Annotated in this window: 5 protein-coding genes; 4 read left to right on the top strand and 1 reads right to left on the bottom strand. The window is 36.0% G+C overall.

Annotated features, from left to right (window positions below):
- Window positions 1–145 precede the first annotated feature (145 nt).
- The 4 genes from WCM76_16620 (at window position 146) to WCM76_16605 (ending at window position 4,783) form a co-directional block, all read left to right on the top strand.
- Window positions 146–1,777 carry an Eco57I restriction-modification methylase domain-containing protein gene (locus WCM76_16620; protein MEI6767256.1) on the top strand — a complete coding sequence of 544 codons (1,632 nt, stop codon included), beginning with the start codon at window positions 146–148 and terminating at the stop codon, window positions 1,775–1,777.
- Window positions 1,778–1,997: 220 nt separating this feature from the next.
- Entirely contained in the window at window positions 1,998–2,543 is a 546-nt protein-coding gene (locus WCM76_16615; protein MEI6767255.1) for a hypothetical protein, read from the top strand.
- Window positions 2,544–2,551: 8 nt separating this feature from the next.
- Window positions 2,552–2,935, top strand: a complete 384-nt coding sequence (locus tag WCM76_16610) for a hypothetical protein (protein ID MEI6767254.1) — start codon at window positions 2,552–2,554, stop codon at window positions 2,933–2,935.
- A gap of 24 nt (window positions 2,936–2,959) precedes the next feature.
- Window positions 2,960–4,783 carry a M6 family metalloprotease domain-containing protein gene (locus tag WCM76_16605; protein MEI6767253.1) on the top strand — a complete coding sequence of 608 codons (1,824 nt, stop codon included), beginning with the start codon at window positions 2,960–2,962 and terminating at the stop codon, window positions 4,781–4,783.
- Window positions 4,784–5,154: 371 nt separating this feature from the next.
- Here the strand turns inward: WCM76_16605 and WCM76_16600 are convergent.
- Window positions 5,155–5,653: DnaB-like helicase C-terminal domain-containing protein (locus WCM76_16600; GenBank protein MEI6767252.1), on the bottom strand; the 499-nt coding region annotated here is incomplete at its 5' end.

The raw sequence follows: 5,653 nt of genomic DNA, 5'->3' as shown, positions 1-5,653 counted from the left end.
AAAGGGGGTCAGCTTAACGCGGAACTAGGGGACCAGTTTGCGCGTATTCTCCAAACAAAAGAGAAACATTCTAATTAATAATATATTTGGCAATGATATAGATCCACAGGCGGTGGAGGTAACACAGCTTAGTCTTTTTTTGAAAATGCTTGAAGACGAAACTCAAGAAACGATCACACAAAAGGATAACCTGTTAAGTGTGGCAATTCTTCCAAATCTTAACCATAATATTTTTCATGGCAATAGTTTAATTGGAAAGGAAATTGAGGAGCAAAAGGATTTGTTTGACCAATGTGATTTTAAGCATTTATACCCTTTTGATTTTTTGGACAATCTTCCCAAAATAAAACTACGAGGGGGGGTTGACGTAATTATCGGGAACCCTCCTTATGTTAAAGAATATACAAGTAAAGAAACCTTTGAAAATGTAAAACTTGGAAAATTAAAAAAGTACTTTCAAGGTAAGATGGATTTGTGGTATTTTTTTGTTTGCTATGGCATTGATTTGTTAAAGAAAGATGGTTATTTGGGGTATATTGTTCCTAACAACTGGGTTTCCAATGCTGGCGCAAGTATACTTAGAAATAAAATACTGGAAGATTGCAAAATTGAAGCTCTTATTGATTTTGAAGATTACATGGTTTTCACTAATGCATCAATTCAAACAATGATTATTTTATTATCCAAAAATAATTCATTTGATAACTATGAAATATTACATCAACATTTTAAAGGTCGAAGGCTAAATACTTCCGATGTTGCTGAAGATTTATGCAATATAAAAAACTGTAAATGCTCATCTGTTGAATATCCCACTATATCGAAATCTAAATTGAAAGATAAATTTATAAAATTTGACGCAGCAAATATTGATGCAATACTAGATAAAATTTTAATAAAAAGAAATTTTGAACTTGATGAAAAGAAAGAGGTTGCTCAAGGAATTGTTCCAAATGCAGATGTATTGTCTAAAAAGTCATTTGAAAAGATTCCAAGTCACATTGTTAATCAATACAATATTAATGCGGGTGATCCAATATTTGTCGTTCCGAAAGGTTATTTCAATAGCTTGTCCACTATAGAAAAAGACTTTATTAAACCCATGTTTGAGCCATCTGATTTAGGAAAATACTACCTGAACCCAAATAATAAAAAGGAATTAATTTACCTTACTAAAAATAATGAAGTTAAAGGGTTGTCAAATATAATTAAACACTTAACTAAATTTAAAAATGTTCTTGACGAAAGACGAGAAACCCAGCAAGGCAAAATGAAGTATTATCACCTTCATTGGCCTCGCACAGAGCAGTTTTTTAATAAAGGCGAAAAAATACTATCGGTAAGAAAATGTGCAGAGCCACTCTTTTGTTACACCGACAAACCCGCATATGTGATGATGTCATTTAATGTAATAAAAACCGCAAGGCTCAATATGAAATATCTTTGTGGCTTATTTAATTCAAAATTGGTAAAATTTTGGTTATTGAAAAAAGGGAAAATGCAAGGTAGCCAGTTCCAAGTGGACAAAGAGCCTTTATTGGAAATTCCAATTCATGTGCCCCAGAGCCAAATGGAGATAAATAAAATTGCTTCTATTGTTGAAAAAATTATCGAAGTTAAAACATCTTATATTGCTGCTAAAACGGAAAGCGATCAAACTTTCTATGAAAGACAATTGAAACGTTTGGAAAATGACATTGACACAAATATTTACAATTTTTATTCAATCTCTATGGACGAACAAAAGCTAATTGAAAGTGCTCTTGAAAAAATTTAATACAATACCCTTCTGTGGTATGCAATTCCTCCAGTTATAACACAAGTGGCAAGGTTAGGCAACCTTTTTAGGGCAATGGAATTTGAGTGAACGTGAATAAAGAGGGAATATTTTTGTTAATTTTTAACACACATATTAAAAAGTTATTAATTTCACACCAAGTTTGAGATATATTACTCAGCGGTTAGAATCATCATTTACTTATCTAAAATCTATGTTTATGAAAAAAATGTTTTTACTTTCAGCGGTCTTGATTATCCTTCAATTGAATGGTAACGCACAGACCGGGGCATTTACTCCCGGATGGTACATTATTCAGTCGTCAGCGGCCTATTCCGTGATTATGCCGGGATACAGTGACCTTATAACCGATGATAACGGCATTATTTCTGAGCCTGATTTGGCCAACTTACCAATGGCCGGTGGCGAAATTGTGCTTGCATTTGATTTTAATAAGGATAAATATTTTTGCTTTGATCCTTTAGGCCGTATGGTTGTATTTAGCGGAGCAGCAAGTTTGACAAAAGCACCTGATGCACCAGGTTGTGGCGTAGGATTAATGAATGAAACAATTACACTGATTGGTGGGGAGGAATTAGGTGCAGGGGCATATTACTGGATAATTGGTCAGGATATTGCTAAATCAACAGTAACGATAATGGTACAAGGTGGACAAAAATTTGAAATACCTCAAGCAAAAATAACATTGCTTACTGCGGAACTAAGAAAGTATATGAAAACAGAAGTTTACAAACCTGTTAATTGATACATAAAATGACCAAATTCTTTTTTTCTTATTTGTTCTTGGTAATTATAGGGATGCCAGTACTTCATGCTCAAGAACATCGTGTACAGGCTTCTGATAAGCCAATTGAATATAAACAACCTGACGGGACAGTCACTACAATTCTACTCAAAGGTGATGAAAATATCCATTGGGCTGAAACTTCAGATGGTTATACTTTACTTTCGAATGCTGTTACAAAGGGATGGGAATATGGAAAAAAGGATTGTAAAGGAAATCTAATTTTGTCAGGAAAGATTGCACATAACCCTGATGCCCGGAAAAAAATGGAATTGAAGTTTCTAAAGAAAATTGGAAAAGGATTGAAATATAGTGATGCACAAATACAAGAACGTTTAAACAATAAAATCTAATCTCAAACTAAATAAGAAAATGTCATGAGGAATTTTTACAAATTATTGACTTTAATGGCTTGTGGCCTGTTTTTACTTTCAGGTTTGCCTACAATGGCACAGAAGACAAGTATTTTGAAATTTCAGTCAGGAAATGGTATTCCTGCAAGAGTAAAGCCTGTGGTTTACACTCAACCCGATGGCAGTACAATAACGTTGAAATTGAAAGGAGATCGTGTTATCCATTGGGCTGAAAATACAGATGGTTATACGCTACTGTGTGGAACGGACAAATACTATGTTTATGCAATAAAGGATATAAATGGAAATCTTGTTTCATCAAATGTAACTGCACACAATGAAGGACAGCGGAGTGCAGCAGAAAATGTTTTTTTAAGTTCTATAAGCAAAGGACTTGAATTTAGCAATTCTCAAATTAAGGCAAAACTTGAGAATTATCGTTTTAAAACAAAAAGTAGCAAATCCGGATTTCCCCCATCAGGAAATCCAAATTTTCTGGTTATCCTTATGCAATTTCCAGACAGGGCATTTACCAATGCTCAGGCAGATATAGATAGCATGATGAATGAGGTTGGTTATAATGGCATTGGTAGTTTCAATGATTATCATTACGAAAATTCATTTGGAAAACTTGATGTAGCTACGACAGTTGTTGGCCCATATACAGCAGCGCACAATGCAGTATATTATGGAAGTAATACGCCAAGTGACGATGCAAATGTTGGAGAACTTATAACTGAAGCCGTGAATGCCGCAAATGCCGATGTTGATTATAATGATTTTGATAATGACAGTGACGGAGAAGTGGATGCTGTTTATATAATATATGCCGGAGAAGGCGAAGCTAACAGCGGCAATCCTGATGACATTTGGCCGCATGCATCTACTATCACAACTGTTACTTTGGATGGAGTTGATGTGTCAAAATACGCTTGTTCAAATGAGCTTATTAATGGTGACTTGGGTGGTATTGGAACAATTTGTCATGAATTTGGTCATTCAATTGGATTGCCAGATTATTATGATACGGATTACGGTACAAGCGGACAAGGTGAAGGAACAGGAAGTTGGGATGTAATGGCAGGGGGGAATTCTAATGGTGGAGATAAAGTACCCGCCAATCATAATCCTTACAGTAAAAAAATGCTTAATTGGTTTAAACCCGTTGAAATAACATCTACACAGACTATAACAATGACAAATGCAGCGGAAGATAGTGTAGCATATTATATTAAGTCGGCAGTTAACGGGGAGTATTTTCTTTTTGAAAATAGACAGTTTGTTAGTTTTGATGATTCAATTCCTGGTCATGGAATGCTAATTTACCATGTAGATGATAACTACATACAAGCCCATTTAGCCAGTAACGATTTAAATGCTGACTCACTGCATCAAGGATTTGACATTGAAGAGGCAGATGGCGATATTGATCCTACAACACAGAGTGATGATACATACCCAGGCACTACAAGTACGACAAGTTTCACAGATGCGACATTACCGGGATCGCTGGCATGGAATAGTTCACCTACAAGTAAGCCAATAACAAATATTGCAGAAAACGGAAATCCGGGTGTAATTACATTTGATATTGCTGTATCAGGTATTGCGGAAACATCCTTAGAAAAACTTAGTATTTTCCCAAGTATAACAGATGGTAAGGTTTATATCATTAGCGAAGGGGGGATAAATTTAAAAGTATTTAATACTACAGGGCAACGTATTCGTGAAAAGAATGACCTTTCGCAAATGTTTAATGTGGATTTGTCAGAACAACCTGCCGGGATTTACTTTTTTGAAATTGAAAAATCAGGCAAATCGAAAACGTTTAAAATTGTAAGAAAGTAAAATTTGTTCGATAGAAAAAAAAGAAGTCCTGCGGGGCTTCTTTTTTTTTGTCCTATTACACGAAACTGTCAAATACGTCCTGACTTCTCAAAAATTGGCGAACGAAGTGCGTAATAAAAATTAGTGTGTGACTGCTATGGCAGTCCCAGATGCTCAACAATAAATTTCACTTGGCGGGGTGTAAGAACCCTGTTTCTCATTCCTTCGGGGTATAGCTGGCTGTGGATTGGTTTTACATTTCGAAGAAATGTGTGATACCCCATTCTATAAATATCTGCAAGGCTCTTCAAGTTGTGACGTTGGTCACTCAAAAGTTTTTCTTTATTCATAGGCGTTATTATTGGTTAGTACTCGGTTTTACTTTGACTAAATCAAAATTCACATTTCATTTTGCATGGACTTTCTAATTGCACCGGATTGGCTTCAAAGGAATCGTAATCGGTGAACTCGGTATGCTCAAAGTCAAAGTTGACAATGAAAGCCGTTATCCCAATGTTGCGCCCTTTAGCGATGATGATCTCGGCCTTTCCTTTAGTCTGTGTCATTTCAAACGGCTCATTGAAATACTCAATTCCGTAAAATTCCGGCCTGTAAACGAAAATTACCTGGTCGGCGGCTTCCTCAATTTGCCCGGAATCCCTAAGGCGTGGCAATGACGGACGGGGGCGCAATTTATCGCGGGATAACTGGCTTAACAGGACTACGGTTATCCCGGTTTCCTTTGCAATATTTTTCAAACGGCGGGCAATATCGCCAACTTGTTGTTCCCGGTTCATTCCGTTACGACTGTTGCTTACCAGTTGCAGGTAATCAATATGGAAAAAACGCTCTAAATATCCAGTGTGCGCCGGTTCAAATTGACCACCTCGC

This window comes from Bacteroidota bacterium, assembly GCA_037133915.1.
In the GTDB taxonomy this organism is placed as follows: Bacteria; Bacteroidota; Bacteroidia; order Bacteroidales; family CAIWKO01; genus JBAXND01.
The sequence above is the reverse complement of the archived record's forward strand: the minus strand, read 5'-3'. Positions and strand labels throughout refer to the sequence as shown.